This window comes from Microbacterium sp. HMH0099 (assembly GCF_049384025.1).
Classification (GTDB): domain Bacteria; phylum Actinomycetota; class Actinomycetes; order Actinomycetales; family Microbacteriaceae; genus Microbacterium.
Window position 1 is genome coordinate 430,452 of sequence record NZ_JBMRJR010000001.1, and the last position, 22,047, is coordinate 452,498.

At 72.4% G+C, this 22,047-nt stretch carries 22 protein-coding genes; 8 read left to right on the forward strand and 14 right to left on the reverse strand.

All coding sequences use genetic code 11. From position 1 onward, the window contains the following. The first annotated feature begins 21 nt into the window (after window positions 1-21). The 5 genes from ACO03V_RS01855 (at window position 22) to add (ACO03V_RS01875) (ending at window position 4,714) form a co-directional block, all read left to right on the forward strand. Entirely contained in the window at window positions 22-846 is an 825-nt protein-coding gene (locus ACO03V_RS01855) for an ABC transporter ATP-binding protein (protein WP_423136392.1), read from the forward strand. Beyond that, window positions 836-1,669: an ABC transporter permease gene (locus ACO03V_RS01860; RefSeq protein ID WP_423136393.1), complete on the forward strand. Its 834-nt coding sequence runs from the start codon at window positions 836-838 to the stop codon at window positions 1,667-1,669. Before ACO03V_RS01855 ends, ACO03V_RS01860 begins: the two co-directional genes overlap by 11 nt. Beyond that, a complete protein-coding gene (locus ACO03V_RS01865) occupies window positions 1,669-2,556 on the forward strand; it encodes an ABC transporter permease (RefSeq protein ID WP_423136394.1) in 888 nt (295 codons plus the stop codon). The genes ACO03V_RS01860 and ACO03V_RS01865 overlap by 1 nt, the downstream gene beginning before the upstream one ends. A 69-nt stretch (window positions 2,557-2,625) precedes the next feature. Continuing rightward, the gene (gene add, locus ACO03V_RS01870; RefSeq protein WP_423136395.1) at window positions 2,626-3,657 is read left to right on the forward strand and encodes an adenosine deaminase; all 1,032 of its coding nucleotides are present in this window, start codon (window positions 2,626-2,628) and stop codon (window positions 3,655-3,657) included. Window positions 3,658-3,667: 10 nt separating this feature from the next. After that, window positions 3,668-4,714, forward strand: a complete 1,047-nt coding sequence (gene add, locus ACO03V_RS01875; protein WP_423136396.1) for an adenosine deaminase — start codon at window positions 3,668-3,670, stop codon at window positions 4,712-4,714. Window positions 4,715-4,819: 105 nt separating this feature from the next. Here the strand turns inward: add (ACO03V_RS01875) and ACO03V_RS01880 are convergent, their stop codons facing one another. The 10 genes from ACO03V_RS01880 to ACO03V_RS01925 form a co-directional block, all read right to left on the reverse strand. After that, window positions 4,820-6,433, reverse strand: coding sequence for a GMC family oxidoreductase (locus ACO03V_RS01880; protein ID WP_423136397.1), 1,614 nt, complete (start codon window positions 6,431-6,433; stop codon window positions 4,820-4,822). Next, entirely contained in the window at window positions 6,433-7,047 is a 615-nt protein-coding gene (locus tag ACO03V_RS01885; protein ID WP_423136398.1) for a thiamine pyrophosphate-dependent enzyme, read from the reverse strand. The genes ACO03V_RS01880 and ACO03V_RS01885 overlap by 1 nt, the downstream gene beginning before the upstream one ends. Continuing rightward, entirely contained in the window at window positions 7,044-7,544 is a 501-nt protein-coding gene (locus tag ACO03V_RS01890; RefSeq protein WP_367731807.1) for a thiamine pyrophosphate-binding protein, read from the reverse strand. The genes ACO03V_RS01885 and ACO03V_RS01890 overlap by 4 nt, the downstream gene beginning before the upstream one ends. Before the next feature lie 96 nt (window positions 7,545-7,640). Next, window positions 7,641-9,017: an NtaA/DmoA family FMN-dependent monooxygenase gene (locus tag ACO03V_RS01895; RefSeq protein ID WP_423136399.1), complete on the reverse strand. Its 1,377-nt coding sequence runs from the start codon at window positions 9,015-9,017 to the stop codon at window positions 7,641-7,643. Continuing rightward, window positions 9,017-10,525 (reverse strand): aldehyde dehydrogenase family protein, encoded by a 1,509-nt coding sequence (locus ACO03V_RS01900; protein ID WP_423136400.1) that lies wholly within the window; start codon window positions 10,523-10,525, stop codon window positions 9,017-9,019. The genes ACO03V_RS01895 and ACO03V_RS01900 overlap by 1 nt, the downstream gene beginning before the upstream one ends. Before the next feature lie 10 nt (window positions 10,526-10,535). Continuing rightward, entirely contained in the window at window positions 10,536-11,909 is a 1,374-nt protein-coding gene (locus tag ACO03V_RS01905) for an amidohydrolase (RefSeq protein ID WP_423136401.1), read from the reverse strand. Between the two features lie 51 nt (window positions 11,910-11,960). Next, window positions 11,961-12,551 (reverse strand): helix-turn-helix domain-containing protein, encoded by a 591-nt coding sequence (locus ACO03V_RS01910; RefSeq protein ID WP_367731794.1) that lies wholly within the window; start codon window positions 12,549-12,551, stop codon window positions 11,961-11,963. A 102-nt stretch (window positions 12,552-12,653) separates the two neighbouring features. After that, window positions 12,654-14,141: a cation acetate symporter gene (locus tag ACO03V_RS01915; protein ID WP_423136402.1), complete on the reverse strand. Its 1,488-nt coding sequence runs from the start codon at window positions 14,139-14,141 to the stop codon at window positions 12,654-12,656. Further along, window positions 14,138-14,530: a heavy metal transporter gene (locus ACO03V_RS01920; RefSeq protein ID WP_423136403.1), complete on the reverse strand. Its 393-nt coding sequence runs from the start codon at window positions 14,528-14,530 to the stop codon at window positions 14,138-14,140. The genes ACO03V_RS01915 and ACO03V_RS01920 overlap by 4 nt, the downstream gene beginning before the upstream one ends. A gap of 63 nt (window positions 14,531-14,593) precedes the next feature. Further along, window positions 14,594-14,794, reverse strand: coding sequence for a hypothetical protein (locus ACO03V_RS01925; RefSeq protein WP_367731782.1), 201 nt, complete (start codon window positions 14,792-14,794; stop codon window positions 14,594-14,596). A gap of 25 nt (window positions 14,795-14,819) precedes the next feature. On the opposite strand from ACO03V_RS01925, the gene ACO03V_RS01930 reads away from it, so the two are divergent. After that, entirely contained in the window at window positions 14,820-15,359 is a 540-nt protein-coding gene (locus ACO03V_RS01930; RefSeq protein ID WP_423136404.1) for a CGNR zinc finger domain-containing protein, read from the forward strand. Between the two features lie 221 nt (window positions 15,360-15,580). On the opposite strand, the gene ACO03V_RS01935 is transcribed toward ACO03V_RS01930, so the two are convergent. From ACO03V_RS01935 to ACO03V_RS01950, 4 genes are all read right to left on the reverse strand, one after another. After that, window positions 15,581-16,282 (reverse strand): LytR/AlgR family response regulator transcription factor, encoded by a 702-nt coding sequence (locus tag ACO03V_RS01935; protein ID WP_423136405.1) that lies wholly within the window; start codon window positions 16,280-16,282, stop codon window positions 15,581-15,583. Between the two features lie 94 nt (window positions 16,283-16,376). Beyond that, window positions 16,377-17,549, reverse strand: a complete 1,173-nt coding sequence (locus ACO03V_RS01940) for a sensor histidine kinase (protein WP_367731764.1) — start codon at window positions 17,547-17,549, stop codon at window positions 16,377-16,379. Between the two features lie 13 nt (window positions 17,550-17,562). After that, entirely contained in the window at window positions 17,563-17,799 is a 237-nt protein-coding gene (locus ACO03V_RS01945) for a YbdD/YjiX family protein (protein ID WP_367731762.1), read from the reverse strand. A gap of 10 nt (window positions 17,800-17,809) precedes the next feature. Further along, window positions 17,810-20,074 (reverse strand): carbon starvation CstA family protein, encoded by a 2,265-nt coding sequence (locus ACO03V_RS01950; protein WP_423136406.1) that lies wholly within the window; start codon window positions 20,072-20,074, stop codon window positions 17,810-17,812. Between the two features lie 493 nt (window positions 20,075-20,567). Between ACO03V_RS01950 and ACO03V_RS01955 the strand changes: the two genes are divergently transcribed. Both ACO03V_RS01955 and ACO03V_RS01960 read left to right on the forward strand, forming a co-directional pair. Beyond that, the gene (locus ACO03V_RS01955; protein WP_423136407.1) at window positions 20,568-20,876 is read left to right on the forward strand and encodes a GNAT family N-acetyltransferase; all 309 of its coding nucleotides are present in this window, start codon (window positions 20,568-20,570) and stop codon (window positions 20,874-20,876) included. Beyond that, window positions 20,873-21,898, forward strand: coding sequence for a pirin family protein (locus ACO03V_RS01960; RefSeq protein WP_423136408.1), 1,026 nt, complete (start codon window positions 20,873-20,875; stop codon window positions 21,896-21,898). Before ACO03V_RS01955 ends, ACO03V_RS01960 begins: the two co-directional genes overlap by 4 nt. The last annotated feature ends 149 nt before the right edge of the window (window positions 21,899-22,047 follow it).

Here is a 22,047-nt window from a genome sequence, read left to right on the forward strand (position 1 = left end):
ACTCCGCGGGAAGAAGCCATCGTGACCGATACGGCTCTCCAGACCGGTGCCCAGGGCAACACCCTGGGCACCGGCCTCCAGATCACCGACCTGAACAAGGTCTTCAGCGTGGGACGCAAGAGCGTCGTGGCGCTGCAAGACGCGAACCTCCACACCGACCAGGGCACGTTCCTCGCTCTGCTCGGCCCGTCCGGATGCGGAAAGTCCACGATCCTGCGCATCCTGGCCGGACTCGAGGACCCGACGAGCGGGACGACCCGTGTCGACGGGAAGAGCCCGAAGGAGCTGCGTCGCGGCAACGAGCTGGGCATCGCGTTCCAGGACTCCGCGCTGCTGCCGTGGCGCAGCGTGCAGTCGAACATCCAGCTGCCGTTCGAGGTCGCCGGCACTCCCGTCGACAAGGCCTACGTCGCCGAGATGATCGACCTCGTGGGGCTGAGGGGCTTCGAGAAGGCGAAGCCCGCCCAGCTGTCCGGCGGCATGCGTCAGCGCGTGTCGATCGCGCGCTCGCTCATCATGAAGCCGTCCGTCCTGTTGTTCGACGAGCCGTTCGGCGCCCTCGACGACATGACGCGGCAGAAGCTCAACCTGGAGCTCCTGCGCATCTGGACGGAGAAGCCGGCGACGACCCTGCTGGTCACGCACGGCATCTCGGAGGCCATCTTCCTCTCCGACCAGGTCGCGGTCATGAGCCCCCGTCCCGGACGGATCAAGGAGGTCATGCACATCGACCTCCCCCGCCCGCGGACGCCCGAGATGATGCGGACACCCGAGTTCCACGCCTACGTCGACCAGGCCTCCGAACTGCTCTTCGGCGTCGGAGGCGCCGCGGCCGATGACCACTGACGCCGCCAAGAGCCGCACCATCCAGTGGGAGGACGTGCGCCTGCCGGCGTGGGCCACGGGCCTGATCGGCGGGCTCGCGATCCTCCTGCTGTGGTGGATCCTCGCCGCGACGGTGTTCTCCAGCGTCGGTCCCGGCGGCGTGCAGGCCATCCCGACGCCGCTGCAGGTCGTCCTCGAGTTCGGCGCGACGGGGTGGGACTTCTACGTCCGCAACTTCAGCGTCACGCTCGCCGAGGCCGGCACCGGCTATCTCTGGGGCAACGGCCTCGCCCTCCTGCTGTCCGCGCTCGTCCTCATCGTGCCGCGCCTCGAGGGCGTCGTCATGCAGATCGCGATCATCACGTACTGCATCCCGATCGTCGCGCTGGGTCTGCTTCTGATCGTCATCGCGCCGCTCCCCCAGCCCGGCCAGCCGTCGACGACGGCGATCTTCCTGGCCGCCCTCAGCTGCTTCTTCACGACCGTCGTCGGCGCCCTCCTGGGCCTGAAGGCGGCGGATCGGGCGAGCCTGGACGTCATCACCGTCTACGGCGGCTCGCGGCTGACCCAGCTGCGGAAGGTCCGTCTGATCGCCGCGCTGCCCGCGATCCTCAACGCGCTGCAGGTCGCCGTGCCCGCCGCCTTCCTCGGCGCCGTGCTCGGCGAGTTCTTCGGCAAGATCTCCGTCGGCGTGGGTCCCGCGATGATCGCCGCACAGCAGGCGCTCAACGCGCCGCGCGTGTGGGACATCGCGCTCGTGTCCGGCGCCGTCGCCCTGGCCGGCTACGGCCTGCTGGGCCTGGTCTCGCGGGCCGTCGCGCCCTGGGCGAAGGGAACGAACTGATGACCGGTGTGCTCCCGGACAAGACGGCCGGCTCCGCGACGGCGGTGGAGCCCCCGCGTTCCGACCTGTCCGCCGACATCCGTCGCGAGTCTCGACGGGCGACGCTGCGGGCGCTGGGCCGCAGCCTCCTCACCTTCGTCCTGACGATCGTGGCCGTCCTGATCCTCTGGGTGGGCGCCCTCACGATCTTCGGCATCTCGCCGTACGTCGGCAAGGGACCGCTCGACGTGTGGAACTTCCTGTTCACCGTGCCGGCCGCCGCGACCAACCGGTCGCAGCTCTTCGGCCTGCTCGGGACCACCATCGGCCATTCCGTCGTCGGCTTCGGCGCGGGGCTATTCGTCGCGCTCGTCGTCGCGCTCGTGTTCCAGCTCAGCAAGGGCGTCGAGCACGCCCTCATGCCGCTCGCGATGTTGCTGCGCTCGGTGCCGCTGGTCGCGATGGCACCCGTGATCATCCTCATCTTCGGCCGCGACTTCGCGTCAGTCGCCGTCATCGGCGGCATCGTCGTGCTCTTCCCGGCGCTGGTCAACATCGTGTTCGGCCTCAAGGCCGCCTCGCCGCAGATGAACGACCTCGTCACCGTCTACGGCGGCGGTGCCTGGACGCGTCTGCGCAAGGTCGCCCTGCCGAACTCCCTGCCGGAGTTCTTCGCGGCGGTCCGCATCTCGGTGCCCGGCGCCATCACGGGAGCCCTGCTGGCCGAGTGGCTCGCGGTCGGCGGCGGGATCGGCGGATCGGTCGGCGGCTTCATCGCCGGTGCGCAGTTCTCCGCTGTGTGGACGGCGGTCGTCCTCGTCACGGGCACGGCGCTGCTGTTCTACAACGTCGTCCAGATCCTCGAGTCCGTCGTGCTGACGCGCATGGGGATGGCCTCGCGCACCTGACGCGCCTCTCGCACTGCTCTGCCACCCCGCTCGGCGTGGTGGCACCCGCCCTCGCCCGGAAGAAGCCCCATGACCGACATCACCGCTTTCGCCTTCGGCCTGCCCAAGGCCGAGCTGCACCTGCACCTCGAGGGGACACTCGAGCCCGAGCTCAAGTTCGCGCTCGCCGCTCGCAACGGCATCGAGCTCGCGGAGAAGACGGTGGAGGAGGTCAAGGCGACCTATGACTTCACCGACCTGACGAGCTTCCTCGCGGTGTACTACCCGGCGATGCAGGTGCTGCAGACGGCGGAGGACTTCCACGACCTCGCATGGGCGTACCTGCAGAAGGCGCGGGAGCAGGGCGTGGTCCACGTCGAGATGTTCTTCGATCCGCAGGCCCACACCAGCCGGGGCGTGCCGTTCGAGGCCGTCATCACCGGGTACCACCGCGCGGCGGTCCGCGCCTCGTCGGAGCTGGGCGTCTCGGCCGAGCTCATCCTCTGCTTCCTCCGCGACTTCCCGGCCGAGGACGCCATGGCCACGCTCGAGGCGGCGCTGCCCTACAAGGAGTGGATCATCGGCGTCGGGCTGGACTCGGACGAGCGAGACAACCCGCCGGCCAAGTTCGCCGACGTCTTCGCCCGGGCGAAGTCCGAGGGCTTCCTGCTGACGATGCACTGCGACATCGACCAGATCGGGTCGATCGACAACATCCGCGCCGTCATCGAGGACATCGGCGTGGACCGCATCGACCACGGGACCAACATCGTCGAGGACCCGGCGCTGATCGCCCTCGCCAAGGAGCGCGGGCTCGGCTTCACGACCTGTCCGGTGTCCAACTCCTTCGTCACCAGCCAGATGAAGTCCGATGAGATCGTCCGGCTGCTGCGCGACGGCGTCCGGGTGATGGTGAACTCCGACGACCCGGCCTACTTCGGCGCGTACGTGGCGGACAACTACGTGGCCCTCGCCGAGAAGGCGGGCCTGGATGCCGCGGACCTGGCCCGGCTCGCGATCAACTCGTTCACCGCGTCCTGGCTCCCCCACGCCCGCCGGGACGAGCACATCGCCGCCGTCCGCGCCTACGCGGCGTCCCACGACGTCGCCCTCGCCGACTGAGCGGACCGCGGTGATCTCGCTCGCCGACTACCTGCAGCTCCTCCCGAAGACCGAGCTGCACTGCCACCTGACCTCCACAATGCGGGCGACGACCCTGCAGGAGCTCGCCGCCCGCGACGGCGTCGCACTGTGGACGGAGGACGCCGAGCACCTGTTCGACTTCGCCGACCTGGTCGACTTCCTGCACGGGTGGCGGATCGCCCACGAGGTCCTGCGCACCGGCGACGACATCGCCCGCGTGGCGTGGGAAGGCGTCGAGGACGCGGTGCGCGCGGGAAATCTGCGCTACCGGGAGTACTACGTCAACCCGCAGTACTTCGCCCGACGATCGTCGCCGCTGTCGTACGCCGAGGTCGTCGACGCCGTGATCGCCGGGCTGCGGCGCGCCGAGCGGGACTTCGGCGTCGGCTTCCGCGTGGTCGTGGCCATCAACCGCCGCGAGTCGGGAGAGGCCGCCGTCGATCTCGTCCGCGAGATGATCGCGCACCCTCGGCCGGAGGTGGTCGGCATCGGACAGGACGACCTGACCCCCGAGAACACGGAGGACCCGCTGCGCTTCGTGGAGGCGTACGCGCTCGCCGGCGCCCACGGGCTGCGCCGGACGGCGCACGTCGGCGAGACGCCGTCGGCGGACCCGGAGAACGTCCGTGCCGCGATCGAGGTGCTCGGCTGCGACCGCATCGATCACGGCTATCGCGTCGTCGACGACCCGGCCGTCCTCGCCCTGGCCCGCCAGCGCGGCATCGGCTTCGCCACGACGCCGTGGTCGACCACGATCTGCTCGGGGTGGACGCTGGACGAGACCCATCGCATCCGGAGGATGGTGGACGCCGGACTCCCGGTCTCGGTCTCGACGGACGACGCGCTCTTCTTCCGGACGGACCTCGGACGCGAGTACCGCGAAGGGCTCACCGCGCTGGGCCTGGACGCCGCGGCCGCTCAGCGCATCGCGCTCGCCGGGATCGACATGGCGTTCTGCTCCGACGCCGAGAAGCAGCGCCTCCGGGCCGAGTTCCGCGCCGCCTTCCTCGCCCTGGACGCGCTGCTCGCCCCCTGACCCCGGCGAGGGTCATGGCATCCATGTCCCACTTCGTGCAAAAAACAGGACTCAGAACCTGCACAAAGGGGGACATGCCGGACCGGCCACCGAGCGGGGAGCGGCTCACCCGCCCGCGGCGCGCAGCAGGTCGGCCGCCCGTTCGGCGATCGCCACCGTGGGGGCCTGCGTGTTGCTCGTGGGGATGGCGGGCATGACGGACGCGTCGGCGACCCAGAGACCCTCGAGGCCGCGCACCCGCAGACCCGGGTCGACGACGGCGAGATCGTCGGTGCCGATGCGGGCCGTGCCCGAGCAGTGGAAGAACGTCCCGACGTTCTCGCGCACGAAACGCTCCTGCGCGGCGCGCGACAGGCCGGCGGCGGGCGTGATCGGCCCCTCCGCGAGATCGGCGTACGCGGGGGTGGCGACGAGGTCCTGTACGGCGTCGACGGCGTCGACCATCGCCGCCAGGTCGGCCGGGTCGGCGAGGTAGTTCGGCTGGATCTCCGGCGCGGCGTCCGGGTCGGCCGACCGCGCCCGCACCCACCCGACGCTGCGCGAGTGGTACAGACCGGGCACGACGGCGAAGACGCGCCCTCCGGACAGGTCGTTCGTCGCGTGCAGCCTCTCGTCGCCGCGGGATCCGTGCGCGATCACCGCGTGCAGGTCGGGACGCCCGCGGGCCTGGGAGCTCCGCCAGTTGAGCATCGTGCCGCCGCCGTTTCCGATCACCGGGCCGAGGTCGTCGCGGGCGCGGAAGTTCATCCCCAGGATGAGCGGGTGATCCTGGAGGTTCTCACCGACCCCGGGCAGGTCGTGGCGCGGTCGGATGCCGACGGCGGCCAGTCGCGCGGGATCGCCGATGCCCGACAGCTGCAGCAGGCGAGGGGTGTCGATGGCCCCGGCGGCGAGCACCGTCCGATCCGCGAGGGTCGTCACGACGGCTCCGTCCACGACGTGCCGGATGCCGCGGACCACGCTCCCCGCCGAGGTCGGGCCGTCGAGGACGACACCGTGCACGCGGCTGCCGACCAGGACGTCGAGGTTCGGGCGGGCGAGCGCCGGCTCGAGATAGGCGCGCACGACGGACCACCGCTCGAATGCGCCGTCGTCCCCCACGACCGCGTTGTAGTCGGCGTGAACGGCCCCCTCGGTGACGCCGGCGTTCGCGTCCTGCAGCGCGGGCAGACCCCGCTCGACCGCGGCGCCGAGGAGGGCGTGCGCGATGGGGTGCACCGCGGCGAGCGGTCCCACGCGCATGGGACCGTCGGTGCCGCGGTGGACGGGATCCCCGCCCGCGCGGGCCTCCGAGCGGCGGAAGAACGGGAGCAGGTCGCCGTACGACCAGCCGGTCGCCCCGGCCGCCGCCCAGGCGTCGTAGTCGTCGGGATGACCGCGGTACCAGAGCATCGCGTTCGTCGACGACGACCCTCCCAGCACCCGGCCCCGCGGCATGGCGAGCGACCGGCCGAGGACGGCCCGCGCGGGCGTTGAGCGGTAGCCGTAGTCGTACCTTCCGCCGAGGAGGGCGTCCCAGTGCGCGGCGTCGTCGATCGCGGCATCCATCCGCCCGTCGGGACCGGCCTCGACGAGGAGGACCCGCCTGTCCGGGTCCTCCGTCAGGCGCGCCGCGAGGACGCAGCCGGCGGCCCCCGCCCCGACGACGATCACGTCGTAGCGGGGCGCGCGGCCGTCCGGCCGGCGAGAAGGCCCGCGCAGCAACCGGGACGCGGGCATCAGTTGTGCTCGCTGGGTCCCATGATGGTGATGCCCTCGGACGCCTCGACGTGGCGGACGAAGATGTACTTGTCCTCGCGGCCGTCGGAGTGCTTGCGGCGGATCCCCGGCTCCAGGATGCCATCGGTCTTGGCGACGACGAGGTAGGGCTCCGTGGCGGCCAGTCCGGCCGCGCAGTGCCGGTCGAACTCCTCCAGCGTCTCGGCGGTGAAGGCGTTGGCGACGCCGGCGCCGCGCGCGATCGCCGCCAGGTCGACGCGCCCCGCGGCGGTGTGCGTGCGGGGTCCGCCGATGGACTGGTACTGCTCGTTGTCCCACACGACGATGAAGAGGTTGTGGGGGCGTTCGTTGCCCAGGGTGGCCAGGATGCCGAGGTTGAAGAGCAGTCCGCCGTCGGTGTCGAGCGAGACGATCCGACGGTGCGGGAGCCCGACGGCCAGGCCGAAGGCCTCGGGGGTGACGCAGCCGAGCTGCTGCTGGAAGAGCGACGCGTCGCGCATGTGCGGAGCGGCGTTGTACCACTCGTCGACGGCACCGCCGAGGGAGAGGATGACGAGCTCGTCCGTGAGACGGTCGCCCAGCAGGCGCATGGCGTGGAAGCGGGAGTAGCTCATCGGACCAGGTCTCCTCCGAGGACGATGGCGGCGTGATAGTACGACGCGTAGGCGGTGTCGTAGGCGCGGACGATGGCCGTCTCGATCTCCTCGACGGTGCGCACAATCGTGTACGGGGTGCGGAGCGCCTGCAGGAGAGGCTCCATCGTGATGCCGTGCGGGATGGCCCACCAGTTGTTCTCGCCCATCTCGCCGCGGTAGCTCATGATCATCACGACGGGGATGCCGGCACCGAGGCCCATCCGCGCGAGGTGCTCTGTCGCGGCGCGCAGCCCGGAGTTCTCCATCACAAGCACGGCGCGCTTGCCGGAGAGGAACACCCCTCCGGCGATCGCGGCCCCCTCTCCCTCGTTGGTGACCGGGATCGTGCGGATGTCGGCATCCGCGTCCAGGGCCGGGTAGAGCTCCTTCAGCAGCGAGTCGGGCAGGTATGTCGCCACGCTCACTCCCGCGCGTTTCAGGCCGCGCAGCACCGCCTCGACGGCATCCGTTCTCATCCGTGCTCTCCTTTCGATGTGCACCCGCCGGGACCGGGCTCGCGAACCTCGGGGGTCGCGCGCCCGTCGAGACGGGATGTGCCGCTGCGCCGGGGCTCAGCGGACCGGCTCTGCGGTGCGCAGGGTGTGTGCGCGGTGGGTGGGGGCCAGGCGGGCCGCCCCCGAGAGGTGCTCGCGCAGGGTCGTGCCGGACGGCCGGGAGACCCTCCCCCGCGCGGCGAGGATCGGCAGCACGAGCTCGATGAACGCGCGGTAGGCGTCGGGTCCGCCGAACGTGGGCTCGAGCATGACGCCGTCGATCCCGGACCCGTCGACGATCGCCTCGATCTCGTTGGCGACCTCCTCGGGCGATCCCGTGACCTGGAAGCCGCGGATCGCCTTCGTCCGGAACGCGTCGATGATCTCGCCGACCCTCATGTCGGGGTTCTGGCGCGCGTAGCGCTGGACGAGCGTCTGCCCCAGGTCGGTCCGCAGGTCGGCGACGCGGGTGTCGGGATCGAGGCCGGTCAGGTCCAGCCCCGTGATGCCCGCGAACATCACCGCGGCGTCGGCCCGCGTCAGCAGGGCCTCGTACTCGGCCCGCAGCGCGAGAGCCTCGGCACGGGTCGGCGCGACCGTCACGGTCATGCCCGTGACGACCTTGACGTCGTCGGGCCGTCGCCCCTGCCGGACGGCCTGCGCGCGGATGTCGGCCACGTGGGCCGCGGCGGATGCGATCGACTGCCCCTGGATGAAGACGGCCTCGGCGTTGCGCGCGGCGTACGCGCGGCCACGATCCGACGTGCCCGCCTGGAACAGCATGGGAGTGCGCTGCGGCGTGGGCGGGACGGCGAACACCCCGCGTGAGCGCTGGTAGGCGCCGTCGACCTCGACGCGGTGCAGTCCCGCCGGGTCCGCGTACACGCCCCTCGCGCGATCGCGCACCTCGGCCTCGTCGTCCCAGCTGTGCTCCCAGTGACGCAGGCACGTGTCCAGGAACTCGTCGGCTGCGTCGTAGCGTTCGTCGTGCGTGAGCTGGGCGGTGATCCCGAACAGCTCGTCGGTCGTGGCCTGCGAGCTCCCGGTCACGACGTTCCAGCCGATACGGCCGCCGGTCAGACGGTCGAGCGTCGCGAACCGCCGGGCGGTGCCGTACGGCTTCTCCACGGTCGTGGGCGAGGTCACGACGAAGCCGAGCGTCTCGGTCTCGCAGGCCAGCGCGGCGATCGCCAGCATGGGGTCCAGCGCGGGGAACTGGATGCCGTGAGCGGCCACCTCCTCCGGCATGGCCCCGTCGAGGGTCGCGTAGCCGTAGGTGTCGGCGAAGAAGAGGAAGTCGAAGCCGGCGGCATCCAGCATCCGTGCCAGGTCGACCCAGTACTCGAGCCGGTCCCAATCGTCGCCCCGGCCGCGAGGGTCCGTCCAGGTCGGCATCCCGTTGCTGGGGTTCATCATCTCGAAGACGCCCAGGGCGATGCGCGTGCGCTCGCTCATCAGATCACCATCACCACCGTCTTGGTCTCCAGGTAGTTCTCCAGGCCCTGCGGGCCGTTCTCGTATCCCCAGCCCGATTCCTTATGGCCGCCCTTGGGCAGCTCGGGGCCGAGGAACGAATGGCAGTTGACCCACACCGTCCCCGCCTGCAGGCGGGCGGCGGTGCGGTGCGCGTCGCTCAGGCCCCGCGTCCAGACGCTCGCCGCCAGCCCGTAGGGCGAGTCGTTCGCCCAGCCGACGACCTCGTCGACGTCGTCGTACGGCGTCACGACGGCGACCGGCCCGAAGATCTCCTCGCGCATGAGGCGCATGTCGGGACGGACGCCCGTGACCACGGTCGGGCTGTAGAACGTGCCCGCCGGGCCGCTGCGCTCGCCGCCGGTGACCACCTCGGCACCCTCGGCGCGCCCCTCGTCGATGTAGGCGGCGACGCGGGCGGCCTGCGTCTCGCTGACGAGCGGGCCGAGGTCCGCGGCGGCGTCGAGGCCGTGCCCGAGCCGGAGCCCGGCCCCGAACGCCGCCATGCCGTCGACGACCTCGCGGTACACGTCGCGGTGCGCGTACACGCGCGCGCTCGCGACGCACACCTGACCCCCGTTGTCGAAGATGCCGCGGGAGATCCCCTCGACGGCGACGTCCAAGTCGGCGTCGGGCAGCACGATCGCCGGCGACTTCCCCCCGAGCTCGAGCGTCAGGCGCGCGAGTCGACCGGATGCCGCGGCCACGAGCCGCTTGCCGACGGCGGTCGACCCGGTGAAGGCGATCTTGTCGACGCCGGGGCAGTCCGCGAGCGCCTGGCCGGCCTCGGCGCCATATCCCGTGACGACGTTGACGACGCCGTCGGGGAGACCGGCCGACGTCAGGAGCCGCGCCAGGTACAGAGCGCTGAGAGGGGTGTTCTCGGCCGGCTTCAGCACGACCGTGCAGCCGGCTGCCAGCGCGGGCGCGAGCTTCATCGCGGTCATGATCAGCGGCGAGTTCCACGGGACGATGGCCGCCACGACCCCGACCGGCTCCCGCCGCGTGTAGGCGAAGACCTCCTTGCCGGGAGGCGTCCGGCTGAGCGAGGTCGGGATCGTCTCGCCCAGGATCTTGGTCGGCCAGCCCGCGTAGTAGCGGAACTGGTTGATGGCCGCGGGGACCTCCCCGAATCGCGAGGTGCGCAGGTTCTTGCCCTGGTCGAGGGTCTCGAGCTCGGCGAGGTCGTCGAGGTGCTCCTGCATGAGGTCGGCGATCCGCCACAGCAACGCCCCGCGGTCGGCGGGACGCATCCGCCCCCATTCGCCCTCGAGCGCCGCGCGGGCGGCGGCGACGGCGGCGGAGACGTCGGCCTCTCGGCCGCGGGCGACGTCGGCGGTCTTCGTCCCGGTGGCGGGGTCGAGCGTCCCGAAGGTCTCGCCGCCCGCCGCGTCCGTCCAGCGCCCCCCGATGAGGAGCCGCCCGGGGTGGTCGCCGAGGAACGCCGTGACCCGTGCGCCGAGCGGCGCCGGAGCGAGCTGCATGGTCATGAGGGTCCTCTCACCCGTGGAACAGTCCGGCGGGATCGTCCTGCGCGTCGAGCCAGGCCGAGCGACGGGCGAAGAGATCCGGCACGAGCGCCCGGACGCGGTCGATGATCTCGGCGAGGTCCGCGTGGACGAGTCGCCCGTCCCGCACGACGATGTCGCCGTCGACCATCGTCAGGTCGACGTCGGAGCCGCGGACGGCGTGGACGAGGTTGTGGTGGATGTTGGCGTAGCCGCCCGCCGGCAGAAGGGGGGTCATGCGCGGGGTGTCGGTGCGGACTGCGACGAGGTCCGCCTTCCGCCCGACCGTGATGGCCCCGAGCTCCGCGCCCCGGCCGATCGCCGCCGCCCCGCCGCGCGTCGCCATGCGCAGCACGTCCCAGGAGTCCATCGCGGCGGCATCCATCGTCCGGAGCTTGCCGAGCAGCGACGCGACCTTCATCTCCTCGAACATGTCGAGGTTGTTGTTCTCCTTCTCGCCGTCCGTGCCGAGCCCGACGTTCACCCCGGCCGCGAGCATCTCGGCGACGGGCGCCATGCCGCTGGCGAGCTTCATGTTCGAGACGGGGTTGTGCGAGACGCCGACGCCCCGCGCGGCGACGAGGTCGACCTCGGCCTGGTCGAGCCACACGGCGTGGGCGATCATGGCGCGCGGCGCCTCGAAGAACCCGAGCTGCTCGAGGGCGAACATGGGGCGCGCCCCGTGCCGTTCCGCGAAGTCCGCCACCTCGAGCTCGGACTCGCTGCAGTGGGTGTAGAGCCCGGTGTCGTACTCGCGGGCGAGGGCGATCGCACGCCGCTGCCCGGCGGCGTCGGCGTAGAACGGGTGCTCCAGCCCCACCCAGGGCATGACGCGTCCGTTCGCCGCCCCGGTGTGCTCTCGCAGCATCCGCTCGTTATCGTCCAGGGTGTCGAAGTAGTCGAAGTCGGGGTGGGCGCCGACGTAGTTGACGGTGACGACCCGGTTGCCGAGCGCGGTCGCGGCGCGGACGGCGCCGTCCATGTACCGCCACATGTCGACCACCGTCGTGGTGCCCGACAGCAGCCCCTCGGCGTAGCAGAGCCACGCGGCCGCCTCGGCCTCCTCGGGACGGAGGACGCGGTGCATCGGGTCGATGTGCAGGCGCAGCCACTCCCACACCGGCAGGTGCTCGGCCGTGCCGCGCAGCATGCCCGAGTGGTGGTGGGAGTTCACCAGGCCCGGCATGAGGAGGCGTCCGGGGAGCTCGACCCGCGCGGCGTCCGGGGCGGCGGCGGAGAGCTCGGCGGCGGGACCGACGGCGGCGATCGCGTCACCGGTGACGAGCACCGCCGCATCCGTGAGGACGTCGAGGGCGTCGTTCATCGTCACGACGAGGTCGGGGACGAGCAGAGTGGAGCGGGGCACGCTCCGATCGTATGGAGCTAACTTCGATAACCTGTGGCTATCGCGTGACGATCATGTTTCGGTCCGCGCGGACGCGTAGACGAGCAGCACGGTCGCCGTCCCGTCGCCGCGGATCTCCCAGCGGTTGCGTAAGGCTCCGGGATGCCACAGCGCATCGCCCGGCCCGAGGTCCCACTCCCCGCGGCCCTCGATCGTCGCGGTGACGGCGCCGTCGACGACGTAGGACGTGATCTCGCCGTCGGACTCGAACCAGTCCCCGAGGTAGGGGCCGACGAGGTGGTACTCCTGCACGTTCGCTCCGCGCGCGCTGCCGGAGGACAGGACGCGACTGGTCGCACGCTCGTCCGACTCCATGACCCGCACCCGCACCGCATCGGCACCGCGGGTGAGGTAGATCGGCTCGGGGTCCGCCACGGAGGGGAGCAGCTCGGACGGGGAGATCCCGAGGCCCTTGGCGAGGCGGAACAGCGTGACCACGGAGGGCATCGTCTGACCGCTCTCGATCTGGCTCAGGAACGGCTGGCTGATCTCGGCCGCCGCGGCGAGCGCGCGCATCGACAGCCCGCGCTCGGTGCGCGCGGCGCGCACGACCCGCCCCAGCGCGGCGCCGATCGCGGACTCGGCCGGGGACGGGGTGGACACGTCCCCCACCCTAGGCCGTCGCGCGGTCCGGCCTCCTCCCCCGGGAGCCGTCACGTCGCGCGGTCCGGCACCCCCGTCACGTGGCGCGGTCCGGCGCCCCCGTCACGTCGCGCGGTCCGGCACCCCACGGCCGGGCCGGGTGTCCGGCGTGTGCAGGCGCGCCAGGTACCGATCGGCGCGGAACGGGATGCCACCGCGGTCGGCGAGCGAGACGACCACGACGACCGCCGTGGTGAGCGGAATGGTCCAGGCCGCCGGCTGAGCGAACAGCACGGCGACGGGACCGGCGTCCGCGACGAGCCGGGCGCCCAGCAGCGCGGCGCCGCACGCGACCGCACCGACGGTCATCCCCGCCACCGCCCCGCGGGCCGTCAGCCGGCGCCACCACACCCCCAGGAGGAGGACGGGCGACAGGGTGGACGCCGCGAACACGAACACGAGACCGACGCTCGACACGAGACCGGCCGGCTGCGTCAGCAGAGCCATCGCCAGGGGGACCGCCGTGCACAGGACGGCGGAGAGACGGAACGAGCGGACGCTGCCGCCGAAGACGTCCTGGCTGACGACGCCGGCGAGCGAGACGACGAGCCCGGAGGAGGTCGCGAGGAACGCGGCGAAGGCGCCGGCCACGATGAGCGCCGTGAGGAGCTCGCCGACGACACCGGGCAGGACGCGCGAGGGCAGGGCCAGCACGACGGTGTCCGCGAGTCCCGGCACCGCGAGGTCGGGCGCGACGACGCGGGCGATCAGCGCCATGGTCGAGGACACCGCATAGAACGCCCCGACGAGCACGATGACGATGACGGTCGTCCGACGGGCGGACGCGCCGTCGGGGCTCGTGTAGAAGCGCACGAGGACGTGCGGCAGACCGATCGTCCCGAGCAGGAGCGCGAGAAGGAGGGAGCCGGTGAGGTAGGCGTCCGCCCCGGCGGGGCCGCGTTCGGCGGGGAACACCGCGGCCGGGTCCACGTCGGCACCTCCGCCCGAGAGCGCCACGAGCAGGAACACCGCGGGGACGAGGAGCGCCGTCAGCTTCAGCCAGTACTGGAACGCCTGCACCGCCGTGATGGCCCGCATCCCTCCCGCCGCGACGATCCCGGCCACGAGCACCGCGACGAGCACCGCGCCCACCCACGGCGGCACCGGGGCGACGACGCCGAGCGCGAGGGCGGCGCCGTGCAGCTGCGGCACGATGTAGAGCCAGCCGATCACGAGCACGACGACGCTGGTCACACGGCGGGCCGCCCGGGACTCCAGGCGCGCCTCGACGAAGTCCGGGATCGTGTACGCCCCGCTGCGGCGGAGCGGCGCCGCGACGAAGAGCAGCACGAGCAGGTACCCGGCCGCGTAGCCGATGGGGAACCAGAACCCCTCGGCACCCGACAGCAGGACGAGGCCGGCGAGGCCGAGGAAGGTTCCGGCGGAGAGGTACTCCCCGCTGATCGCGGAGGCGTTCCAGACGCTGCGGACGCTGCGCGACGCGACGAAGAAGTCGCTCGTCGTCCGCGACAGGCGCACCCCGGCGAAGCCCAGCACCGCGGTGACGACCACGAGCAGCCCGACGGCCGCGAGGTCGAACACCGGGTTCACGCGCCCTCCTCGGGATCGGCGAGCGCCCGGTAGCGACGCTCGTTGCGCGCGGCCGCGCGGACGTACACGAGCGCGAAGGCGAGGATCAGCGGGTAGAAGCCGTAGGCGTGCAGCAGCCACGACGCGGGGACGCCGAAGACGACAGGATCACCCAGGACGGGGAGCGCGAACACGACCCCGGCGAGGGTCGCGGCCACGGCCAGGAACGCGGCCACGCACCCGACTGCGAGCCGGAGCTGCGTCCGGACGAGACCGCGCGAGAAGACGGTCTCGGCGTCGTCGGGCGTCTGCCCGGGGAGTGCGAAGCCCCGGGTCGCCGCCCGCGGGCCGCGCCGCGCGTCGGACGCCGTCACGCGCACGCGCGGCATCGGACGGCGCTCCTCGCTCATGGCATCCCATCGTGGCATCCGGATGCCGCCCCGTCGACGCCCCGGCACCGGGCGCCCCGGCGTTCAGCCGAGCGGTCGCGTGAGAGCCTCGGGCACGACGACGGCGCGGGGCTCGAGGTCCACCCGGTGGGCGCCGCAGTCGACGCACCTCACGTAGCGGATCCGGCCCTCGCTGGTGGCGTGCGACGACGACGTCACCCAGGCGTGCTCGTGCCGGGATGCCGGGGCGACGACGGGATGCGACAGGGTCTCGGGCGCGGTCATGAGCCCATCGTGTTGTAATGCTCTTATGCATCTCAACCCTTACGGCGAGTACGCGGTGCTGCTGGCCGCGTCGCTCGCGAACGACTGGCCGGCGGACCGCGCGGGCATCGAGGCGCGGACGCTCGCCGAGGGCATGACGATGACGTTCCCCGAGCTCCCCGACGATCATGCACGGACCCGCGCGGTCATCGACGACTGGCTCCGCGTCGTCGACGAGCCCGACCCCGACGCCCGGTCGGCGCTGCTGAACGCGCAGATGGCGGCCGTCACGGCCTACCCGCGGCTGACCAACCACGACGGGGAGGGCTGGCATCTGCACTACCGCGACCGCGACGAGGCGCTCCCCCAGGTGCTCGCGGCCGTCATCTCGGTGGGCACGTCCCTCCATCTGGTGACGCGCGGCATGAACCGGCTCGGGCGCTGCGCCGCGGACCCGTGCACGAAGGTGGTCGTGGACGTGACCCGCAACGGCCGCCAGCGCTACTGCTCCGTGCGTTGCGCCAACCGCGCCGCCGTGCGTCGGCACCGGGCCCGCGGCATCCCCTCCCCCGTCCCCCCGCGCTGACCTCCTCCCCCGCGCTACCGTGCGGTACCCCCGGCGCTGACTTGGCGCAGATGTACGCAAGAAGCGCCCCGCGGCGTACATCTGCGGCAACTCAGCGCACACCCAAGGCCGCGGTATCCCCGGCGCTGACTTGGCGCAGATGTACGCAAGAAGCGCCCCGCGGCGTACATCTGCGGCAAGTCAGCGCGGGGGTGGGGCAGGTCGACGCGGAAGGTGCGGGGTCAGCGGAGGAAGGCATCGCGGACCGCGGCGACCAGGCGACGGCTGACGGGCAGCTCGATCTCGGGCAGGACGACGGTCGGCGTCGCTCCCGACAGACGCACCTCGGCGACGGCGTCGCGGTGCACGAGATACGACCGGTGCACCCGGACGAAACCGGCGTCCGCCCAGCGGTCGGCCAGCTCCGACAACGGCGTGCGGATCAGATGATCGGATGCCGCGGTGTAGAGGCGGGAGTAGTCCCCCTGCGCCTGCACCCACCGCACGTCGCTGCGGCGGAGCAGCCGCGTGGCCGTCCCCGTCGTCACGGGGATGGTCTCGTCCGCGGCCGTCGCCCCGGGCGCGGAGCCCGCCTCGATCGCCCGTCCGAGCGCGCGGCGCAGACGCTCCACCCGCACCGGCTTCAAGACGTAGTCCACCGCCTCGAGGTCGAAGGCCCGGACCGCGCCCGCCTCGTCCGCGGTGACGAACACCACGGCCGGGCGCCGACGGAACCCCGCCAGCGCGCGGGCCAGGTCGAACCCGCCGAGCCCGGGCATGTGCACGTCGAGGAAGGCGACGGCCACCTCGCCGCGCTCGAGGACCCGCAGCGCCTCCGCACCGCTGCCCGCCGCGTGGACGACGCCCACCCGGGGATCGGCGGAGAGGAGCGACACGAGCTCCGCCAGCGCCGGCGCCTCGTCGTCGGCGACGAGCACGTCCACGCCCCCGCGCTCCGGCGTCGACCCTCCGCCGTGTCCTCGCGCCCCGGCCGCCGCACCCGCGGTCATCCGCGCGCCCCGGCCGCCGCGCCCGCGGTCATCCGAGCGCCGTCTCGTGCCGCGGCTGCGACTTCGGGACGCGCAGCCGCACGGACGTCCCCGCGCCGACGTTCGTCTCGACGACGAGACCGCCGCCCGGCCCGTACAGCTGCCGCAGACGCGTGTCGACGTTGCGCAGACCCACGTGCGTCGACGGGGCGTCCAGGTCGAGCAGCGCCGCCAGCTCGACGGGGTCCATGCCGACGCCGTCGTCGTCCACCACGACCTCGGTGTGCGTGCCGTCGTCGATCGAGGTGACGGTCAGGACGCCCCCGCGCTCGCCCGGTTCCAGTCCGTGCCGCACCGCGTTCTCCACCAGCGGCTGCACCGAGAGGAAGGGGATCACCGTCGCCAGCGTCTCCGGTGCGATGCGCAGCCGCACCGACAGCCGGTCGCCGAAGCGCGCGCGCTCGAGCTCGAGGTAGGAGTGCACGCTCCGGAGCTCCTCGGCCAGGGTCGTGAACTCGCCCTGGCGGCGGAAGGAGTAGCGCGTGAAGTCGGCGAACTCGAGCACGAGGTCGCGGGCGCGGGGCGGGTCCGTTGAGATGAACGACGCGATGGCCGTGAGCGCGTTGTAGATGAAGTGCGGGCTGATCTGGGCGCGGAGCGCGCGCAGCTCCGCCTCCGCCAGCGCGGCCCGCGACGCGTCGAGGTCCGCCAGCTCCAGCTGCGCGGCGCACCACTGCGCGACGTCGCCCGTCGCCCGCACGAGCGGTCCGCGGGCGGCGCCGGCGAAGGCGACGACCGCGCCCCACACCTGCCCGTCCACGACGATCGGCGCCCCCACGGCATCCCCCTCCGGCATCGAGAACACCTGCCGTCGACCCGACTCGCGCACCCGCGCGGCGATGCGGCGTGCCGACGACGCCAGCTCCTCCGGCCCGTCGAGCGACACCCGGTCGGCGCCGGCGTCGACGATGGCCACCGCGTCGGCCGACAGCAGCGCCCGCAGGTGCCGGGCCGCGCGCGCCGGGTCCGGCTCGTCCCGCCCCCCGCGGAGCGCCGCAGCCGCCGCCGCCGCGAGGTGCAGCGTCCGGTGCGTCGCGCGCTCGGCGTCGCTGCCGAGGTCACGCGAGGCGAGCGCGAAGCGGCGGGCGACGACGAGCGCGACGGTCAGGAGCGCGCCGACGACGACACCGAGGGCCGCCGCGAGGAGCGGTGCGTCGGGCATGGTCGCAGCCTAGTCAGCAGCAGCGCGCGCCGGGATTGCGCTCCTGCTCGTCCGTCCGCTGCCGCCAGAACTGCCGCTCGGTGAGCGGGGGCTCGTCCGGGTGGTGCGCCCGGTGGTGGGCGACGTAGACGTCGTAGGCGCGGTCGCCCATGAGCGTCGTCACGTACCACCGGAGACCCCGGCCCGCGGCCGCCGCACCCGCCGCGAGGCGGGCGAGAGGGCCGGGGGCCGTGGCATCCAGGTCGGTCATCCGTCCCGCCTCAGTGGTGCGCCGCCGTCGAGGGACGGTCGGGGTGATCGGCGGGGAGGGCCTGCCACTGCTTCTCGATCTCGCGCTCCGGGGCGCTGGCGCGCATGCCGGCGGGAGCGAAGCGACGGGATGCCACAGCGGGATCCTCCAGGTTGTCGCCGCCCCCGTTGCGCACGGCGCGCACCGTGACGACGAGCGCCATGGCGATCACGACGATCGCGAGGGTCACGAAGATGACCGACAGCACGCCCTGGACGAACGTGTTCCGGACGACCGCCTCCATCGCCGTCACCGACCGCGCCGTGCCGAACTCGGTCAGCCCCTCGGCGAGCGCGTTGCGGAAAGCGAAGTGGTTGGCCCAATATCCGACCGCCGGGACCGGCGAGAAGATCTTGTACATGGATGCCGTGATCGTCACGACCGCCGCGAAGGCCAGCGGCAGCGCGACGATCCACAGCCAGCGGAAGTACGCGCGGCCGCGCTTGGCGACGATCGCCAGGACCACGGCAAGCGCGATGGCCGCGAGCAGCTGGTTGGCGATGCCGAACAGCGGGAAGAAGGTGTTGATCCCACCGAGGGGGTCGGTCACGCCGAGGATGAGGATGGAGCCCCAGCCCGCGACCATGATCGCCGTGCAGACCCACACCCCGGGCCGCCACGACAGATCGCGGAACTTGGGGATCACCGTGCCGAGCGAGTCCTGCAGCATGAACCGGGCGACGCGCGTGCCGGCGTCGACGGCGGTGAGGATGAACAGCGCCTCGAACATGATCGCGAAGTGGTACCAGAACGCCATGAGCGCCTGACCGCCGAGCGCCGCCTGCATGATGTTGGCGAGCCCCAGGGCGAGGGTCGGTGCGCCGCCGGTGCGGGAGACGATCGAGCTCTCGCCGACGGCCGCGGCGGTCGAGGTCAGCATCTCGGGCGTGAGGTTCACCCCGGCCAGGCCCAACCCGTTCACGAACGCGACCGCCCCCTCGACGGTGCCGAGCGTGGCCGCCGGCGACGAGTTCATGGCGAAGTAGATGCCGCGGTCGATGGACAGCGCCGCCACGAGCGCCATGATGGCGACGAACGACTCCATGAGCATGCCGCCGTAGCCGATGAAGCGCGTCTGGCGCTCCTTCTCGACGAGCTTCGGCGTCGTCCCCGACGCGATGAGCGCGTGGAACCCGCTGAGGGCTCCGCAGGCGATCGTGACGAAGAGGAACGGGAAGATCGGTCCGGTGAAGACGGGACCGAGCTGGCCGCCGGCGAACTCGCTGAAGGCGGGGACGCTGATCTCGGGCCGGACGAGGACGATCGCCCCGGCGAGCATGACGATGACGCCGATCTTCATGAACGTCGAGAGGTAGTCGCGCGGCGCGAGCAGCAGCCACACCGGCAGGACCGCGGCGACGAAGCCGTAGACGATGATGCCCCAGGCGATGACGGTGCGGTCGAGGTGGAACAGGTCGTAGCCCCAGGCCGTCGACGACACCCAGCCGCCCGCGATGATCGCGCCGATGAGCAGCACGAAGCCGATGATCGAGATCTCGGTGATGCGACCCGGGCGGATGTACCGCAGGTAGAGGCCCATGAAGATCGCGATGGGGATCGTCATGGAGACGCTGAAGACGCCCCAGGGGCTCTCGCCGAGGGCGTTGACCACGACGAGCGCGAGGATCGCGACGATGATGAGCATGATGAGCAGGCTCGCGAGGATCGCCGCGGTGCCGCCGACCTTGCCGAGCTCGTCCCGGGCCATCTGACCGATGGTGCGGCCGCCGCGCCGCATGGAGAAGAAGAGGACGAGGTAGTCCTGCACGGCACCGGCGAGGATGACGCCGACGATGATCCAGATCGTGCCCGGCAGGTATCCCATCTGCGCGGCCAGGACGGGTCCGACCAGCGGACCGGCGCCCGCGATGGCGGCGAAGTGGTGCCCGTACAGCACGCGGCGGTCGGTGGGGACGAAGTCCTTGCCGTCCTGCTTGCGCTCGGCGGGCGTGGCCCGGCGGTCGTCGGGCCGGGCGATGTAGCGCTCGATGACCTTCGAGTAGAAGCGGTACCCGATCAGGTACGTGCACACCGCCGCGAAGACGAACCAGATCGCGTTGACGGTCTCGCCGCGGACGATGGCCAGCATCGTCCACCCCAGCCCGCCGAGCAGGGCGATCGCGACCCAGAGCGCGATCTTCGCCGGGGTCCAGCGGGTCTCGGTCCTCTCGGGCGGGACCGCCACCGGCGGAAGGTTCGGGTCGGTGACGATGTCGTCGTCGACGGAAGCGCTCATGTCTCTCCTCGTTCGCGGCTCTGCGGACTTTCGGAAGGCTAGAGGGATGCCGCGGCCTCCCACGGCCGTCGACGGAGACGGTGCGATGAGCGGCACGATCCGTGCGACGAACGGTGGGCACCGGCCGGCCGGGTCGCGGAGGGAGGGGATGCCGAGAACGGAGGACGTCCACGAGGCAGGGGATCCTCCCGCCGCCACATCACCTCCCCCCGCCCACAACCCGCACCCGGCAGGGAAGGGAGGGGATGCCGGGAAGGGACGACTTCCACGAGGCAGGGGACCCTCCCGCCGCCACATCACCTCCCCCGCCCACAACCCGCACCCGGCAGGGAAGGGAGGGGATGCCGAGAAGGGAGGACCTCTGAGGGGTGAAGCATCCTCCCGCCGCCACATCACCTCCCCCTGCTTGCAAAAAGACGTCGCCGACGCCAGGGAGGGCGGAACAGGACCGGCGCCTCGTACGTTGTCAGCAGACGCACGACCTGGAGGCGACATGAGCGACGACGTGACCGTGACCCGGAACGAGGAGACGCGGCAGTACGAGGTGCACCTGGGCGACGAGCTCGGCGGGTTCCTGAAGTTCCGCCCGGCGGGCGACGGCCGGGTCGAGCTGCCGCACACCGAGGTGGATCCCGCGTTCGAGGGGCACGGACTCGGTTCCGCGCTCGCCCGGGAGGCTCTCGCCGACCTGGCCCGCCGCGGCGACACGATCGTCCCCAGCTGCCCGTTCGTCGCGAGCTGGCTGAAGGGGCACGACGTCCCCGGTCTGAAGGTCGACTGGCCCGACGGCGCGTCGTCATGACCCGCCTCGACGTCGCTCCGCCCGCGTCCGAAGGACCGGTGGACTGCGACGGCCCCCGCGCGCTCGTGGTGGAGGCGCGCGAAGTCCCCCTCGGCGGCGTGCGCGGCATGGAGGTCCACCGGACGCTGCCGCACCGGGCGCTGCCGATGGTCGGCGCGTGGTGCTTCCTCGACCGCTTCGGCCCGCAGGAGACGCGCATGCGCGTCGAACCCCACCCGCACATCGGCCTGCAGACCGTCACCTGGCCCATCGTGGGCGAGGTGCGGCACCGCGACGCCGTCGGCAGCGACGTGATCGTGCGCCCCGGTGCGCTCAACCTCATGACGAGCGGTGCCGGCATCGCGCACTCGGAGTACTCGCTCGGAGACGGGCCCGTCGCCCTCGACGCCCTGCAGCTGTGGGTCGCCCTGCCGGAGCACCGCCGTCACGGCACGCCCGCGTTCGAGCGGCACGAGGATTTGCCCGTTCTTCCGCTGGGGCACGGCGCGGACGCCGTCGTCGTCATGGGCGAGCTCGGCGACGTCGTCTCCCCGGCGACCGTGCACACGCCGATCGTCGGGGCGGAGCTGCGGCTGGCCGCCGGCACCCGCACGCGCGTGCCGCTGCGCCCGGACTGGGAGTACGCGCTCGTCGGGATGGTCGGCGAGGTCGAGTTGGACACCGGCGTCCCCGTGGTCGACGCCGACGCCGCGCGGCGCGACGCCCCGCCGTCGTCCGACGGGGCGGCATCCGTGTCCGTCGATGCCACGCGCCTGGTCTACCTGGGCACGCGACGCGACCACGTGGAGATCTCGGCCGCGGCGGACGCCCGGGTGTTCCTGCTCGGAGGCGAGCCCTTCGAGGCCGACATCGTCATGTGGTGGAACTTCGTCGGGCGCTCGCACGACGAGATCGTCGACGCCCGCGAGGCGTGGGAGGCGCAGGCCCCGCGCTTCGGCGCCGTGGTCGATCACGGTCCGGAGCGGATCCCCGCTCCCCCGCTGCCGGGCGTCCGGCTCACCCCGCGCCGCCGCCGCGTCTGATCCCGGGGCCCGGGGGCGGTACTCCGCGTCGGGACCCTCGGGCACCCCGGCGGAACGCGGACGCCGGCGCCATGCCACCCGCGGGCCCCGGCGGAATGCGGACGCCGGCGCCACGGCACCCGCGGGCCTCGGTGGAACGCGGACGCGGC